At 35.4% G+C, this 2,952-nt stretch carries 6 protein-coding genes; 3 read left to right on the top strand and 3 right to left on the bottom strand.

The window, feature by feature from the left end:
• A partial coding sequence (locus tag BTHERMOSOX_RS10105; protein ID WP_171004737.1) for a transposase occupies window positions 1–222 on the top strand: 222 nt, incomplete at its 5' end.
• A 269-nt stretch (window positions 223–491) separates the two neighbouring features.
• Here BTHERMOSOX_RS10105 and BTHERMOSOX_RS10110 read toward each other — a convergent pair.
• Window positions 492–1,055 (bottom strand): hypothetical protein, encoded by a 564-nt coding sequence (locus tag BTHERMOSOX_RS10110; RefSeq protein ID WP_138121036.1) that lies wholly within the window; start codon window positions 1,053–1,055, stop codon window positions 492–494.
• Between the two features lie 435 nt (window positions 1,056–1,490).
• Here BTHERMOSOX_RS10110 and BTHERMOSOX_RS10115 point away from each other — a divergent pair, with 435 nt between their 5' ends.
• Window positions 1,491–1,778, top strand: a complete 288-nt coding sequence (locus BTHERMOSOX_RS10115) for a hypothetical protein (protein ID WP_212744655.1) — start codon at window positions 1,491–1,493, stop codon at window positions 1,776–1,778.
• A gap of 129 nt (window positions 1,779–1,907) precedes the next feature.
• On the opposite strand, the gene BTHERMOSOX_RS10120 is transcribed toward BTHERMOSOX_RS10115, so the two are convergent.
• Entirely contained in the window at window positions 1,908–2,195 is a 288-nt protein-coding gene (locus BTHERMOSOX_RS10120; RefSeq protein WP_346654953.1) for a DUF6602 domain-containing protein, read from the bottom strand.
• 6 nt (window positions 2,196–2,201) lie between these two features.
• Window positions 2,202–2,393 carry a hypothetical protein gene (locus BTHERMOSOX_RS10125; RefSeq protein ID WP_138121039.1) on the bottom strand — a complete coding sequence of 64 codons (192 nt, stop codon included), beginning with the start codon at window positions 2,391–2,393 and terminating at the stop codon, window positions 2,202–2,204.
• Window positions 2,394–2,638: 245 nt separating this feature from the next.
• On the opposite strand from BTHERMOSOX_RS10125, the gene BTHERMOSOX_RS10130 reads away from it, so the two are divergent.
• Window positions 2,639–2,782, top strand: coding sequence for a hypothetical protein (locus BTHERMOSOX_RS10130; RefSeq protein ID WP_171004738.1), 144 nt, complete (start codon window positions 2,639–2,641; stop codon window positions 2,780–2,782).
• The last annotated feature ends 170 nt before the right edge of the window (window positions 2,783–2,952 follow it).

A 2,952-nucleotide genomic window follows, 5' to 3' on the forward strand; every position in this document is an offset into this window, starting at 1 on the left:
CGTTTAACAGTAGAACGACTTCCTGCTTTCTCGCCAGATTTTAACCCGATTGAGAAGTTGTGGAAAAATACGAAACGTGATTCAACACATATGAAGTACTTTAAATCTTTTGAAGATTTACATAACTCGGTTGTGCATACTTTTAATACTTATATGCAAGATGCCAGCAAAGTGATTTGTGTTATGAAAAAAATGCGGGAAGACTTTGCCATTGCTGCATAGTTTAACTAGTTCAATCGGGAAATTATTTATCTGAGAAACTATATTGTGGGAATTCTGGTTTAATCGTTCACGAGCTTCTTTTAAATCTGTTAGCAATTTTATTGAAAGACGGCGCAACTCCTCTTCTGATAAATTCAGAAGTTCTTCTTCGTCAAGTTGGCTTGATCCTGATTACTTAATTGCATGGCCTACATAATACTTCTTGGTATCATAAAGTTACAAGCCTTTTTTAAATTAGTTGTCAAGTTTGTCGGTAGGGGTCTGAATATTTACCCCATGGCGATTAGTGAAGATTGTCTTGCTTCAATAATCGAATATACACCATCTGAAAATTTATCATTTTCTAATAATCTACAACATAATTTGGATAGTTCGCTTTCACTTACACCTTTAAAGTCATTACGGTTATTCTCAACAAATTTCGTTCTTTCATCAGGTGTATAATCTTGACAATAGTTATATACATTTGAGTCAATAACAGAGTAGATAGACTTATCAATACTTTTAGTAAAACTAGAGTTATACTCATAGTTTAAAAAATCTATAAATTTATCATTCCCATATCTAAAAATGAAAGCGTAATCACCTGGAGCATAGCCAGTTATAAAGGACAGGCTGATTAAAATACAACGGCATAGATCAATGAAGTCTTCCTTTTTTATTTCTTCACATGACTCAATTACAAAGTACTCACCTGAGAAGTAACTCTGAATGTTATTATTATTAACATTAACTTTAAAAGCGTTACGTATACTATTATCAATATCGTTTTCTATTGATATAACATCCTGAAAATAATCAAATACTCTAAGTTTTTCTTTTTTATGATTCATAATTAATCTAAAAAAGTTTTTTTCGTTATTGTTATTTTTTGAAATACTACAAAATCCATACACTCTAAAATCGCTTCTATCAAAAGAGTTTGTTGACTTTAAGAGTGAGTTTGTAATTTTTATCCCTAAGCCTTCTGATACTTCATATACATTGTTATCAATGTCTGCTTTTTCAATAGAGTTATTTATCTCAAACTTTCACCTGTTGAAAGAATAAAACTATCTCCTTCTTTTGGTAATGTGCTCATGTACTTTTTTTCAAAGTTACAAAATGTCATTTCTCTATCTTCGAGAGACTCATAATATTGAATAACATCTACGCAGTTTTTCAGATTTTTCATGTTCATATTTATACATTATTGTCAAAGAATAATCATCTTTGGATGCTGATTTTCTTTTGCGTCGCAGACATCTAACGTTTAGCTAACCGGCCAAATGAAGTGGCGCTTTTTTTGCGCTTTTTGCAAAAAAGATGACGCTTTATTTGGTCGGGTTGAGCTATTTGTTATAGATTTCGATTTCATCCAATTGCTAATAAGCGAGCATTTAGATCATGATACGTTTGGAGTTGCTCAATATCGAATTTTAAATAGTGCTCTAAGACAGGCGCAGAAATTCCTGGAGATGACAATGGTAGCCTGTTTAGCCAGAGGAGGAAACCTGCAAGAGTTTGATCGCCAAGTTCAGCGATCAATATTCCTTGGCTATCTTTACTTAAGTTAATATAAGAGTTTTCTCTTGAGTTAAAAATCAAACATCGTCCATTAATAACAATGCAGTCGAATTGTGCTTCATTTTTTATTGAATTTTGTTCGTAATACTCGACTATTTTCACAACTAGATTTCTGATATTTACATATGACTTATCAGAGAAAATAAAGGATGGAATTTTTTTGCAGTAGATTGAGCTTCTTGACTGACTTTACTTTTTAACAGAAGACCATCATTGACTCGTGTTAAGGATTTTACTGTTTTCAGTTGATTTAATGCACGATTTATTTCATCAACTTTTGTCAGATCAGGTTTGACTTCGATGGCGAAATCTACACCATCTGCTAAAATCGCAGAAAATTTTTCATCATCACTTACCGCATAAGGATGGTCGGGGTTCAAAACTATGCAGTCGATAGATGCACTGATATTTCCTTAGCTATCACTGATATTTCCTTTAGCTATCCGAAAAGGGAATGGGAAGTACTTCTCAAGAAGCTTTTTAACAGCGGTTTCCCTCCGATCAGAAACTTCCTGTGGCGTTCCTTGGCCCTCGATACTTGCTTTTTTAAATGAAACCGCCAATTCGTTCGATTCAATTTTTAACAGATCAAGAAGATTGCTCATTAATTCTTCCTATGTATAATGCCGAGTTGACAGGCGATTTCGCCTGATAATGGGTTGAACATCTTCACCGTGAGTACCCTGATTATCGGGCCAAATCGTCCTGTCTAACGTTTGGTTCTCAGGGAGCGTAGCGACTGAGGGTCACACGTTAGACAGGTTCCCTGTCAACTCGGCATTCTCAGGGCGCTGCGCGTCAGCGAAGCGCCCTGAGAACGACCAAATCAGCGGCCGTTGGCAGATGTTCGATGAACTCTGACAAAGCACCGAATTTTGATATAAAAATGACCTTTGGAAAAGATCTGCGCTGCCAACGGTCGGCTGGATTTGCCTTGTTGGACGAAGCCGCTATCGCGGAGAAAAACAGCTTCACCCCTAAATTTATAGTGTAACCTCATTGCCTGTTATATGCATAACAGGTTAATTTGTAAGCTCATTCAACTAACAAAAATGAGGTTACGCAATTATGACACCATCTATAGAACTTAAATTCAACCATTATTATACGCAGCACTGCAAGTATCTGAAGCTTCAAGGCCTGCAACCCAAAACCATTGATGAC

It is taken from the genome of Bathymodiolus heckerae thiotrophic gill symbiont (assembly GCF_900128515.1).
In the GTDB taxonomy this organism is placed as follows: Bacteria; Pseudomonadota; Gammaproteobacteria; order PS1; family Pseudothioglobaceae; genus Thioglobus_A.

Bases quoted from the DNA above. Each gene is read 5' to 3' on its own strand.
- BTHERMOSOX_RS10130 (WP_171004738.1), top strand. From the start codon at position 2,639: ATGAACTCTGACAAAGCACCGAATTTTGATATAAAAATGACCTTTGGA.
- BTHERMOSOX_RS10125 (WP_138121039.1), bottom strand. From the start codon at position 2,393: ATGAGCAATCTTCTTGATCTGTTAAAAATTGAATCGAACGAATTGGCG.
- BTHERMOSOX_RS10110 (WP_138121036.1), bottom strand. From the start codon at position 1,055: ATGAATCATAAAAAAGAAAAACTTAGAGTATTTGATTATTTTCAGGAT.
- BTHERMOSOX_RS10115 (WP_212744655.1), top strand. From the start codon at position 1,491: ATGAAGTGGCGCTTTTTTTGCGCTTTTTGCAAAAAAGATGACGCTTTA.